This window comes from Flavobacterium hydatis (assembly GCF_000737695.1).
GTDB lineage: Bacteria > Bacteroidota > Bacteroidia > Flavobacteriales > Flavobacteriaceae > Flavobacterium > Flavobacterium hydatis.
The window spans coordinates 1-605 of the sequence record NZ_JPRM01000079.1; the positions used below are offsets into that span (position 1 = coordinate 1).

The 605-nt window shown below is 30.4% G+C and carries 1 protein-coding gene; it reads left to right on the forward strand.

Going from position 1 to position 605, the window contains the following annotated elements:
• The first annotated feature begins 85 nt into the window (after positions 1-85).
• The gene (locus IW20_RS25095) at positions 86-508 is read left to right on the forward strand and encodes an MgtC/SapB family protein (protein ID WP_035629113.1); all 423 of its coding nucleotides are present in this window, start codon (positions 86-88) and stop codon (positions 506-508) included.
• The last annotated feature ends 97 nt before the right edge of the window (positions 509-605 follow it).

A 605-nucleotide genomic window follows, 5' to 3' on the forward strand; every position in this document is an offset into this window, starting at 1 on the left:
ATTTATGATAGTTAAGTAACATTATATAAAGTTATAGTTCACTATTAAAAAACAAGAAAGTTTAATCATAAAAACAAGAATTATTTTGGATACAACAGATTTTTTAATACGCCTTGTAGTAGCATCATTCGCAGGATTAATTATAGGTTTTGAGAGACAATGGCATCATAAAGAAACAGGTTTAAAAACCAATATGCTGGTTGCAACAGGAGCTGCAGCCTTTGTATTATTATCTATAAAAGTTGCAGCTACTGCACCAAATATCGATGTAACTCGTATTACAGCTCAAGTTGTTATGGGAGTCGGTTTTCTGGGCGCAGGAGTCATTTTTAGAGAAGGACCGAATGTACATGGGTTAAATTCGGCAGCAACAATATGGTGTAGTGCGGCTATAGGTTGTATTGCAGCTTCAGGTTATTTTGCGGAAGCATTAATTTGTACGTTTTTAGTAATTATTGTAAATACGGCTATTGAACCAGTAGATAAATGGTTAAGAAATAGAAAATAAGAAGATATTTTGTTTATATAGCTTTTATGTAAAATGCTTTAAATGAATGTTTTTTAATAATTAATTATTGTAAAACGATAATTAATTATATATTTGC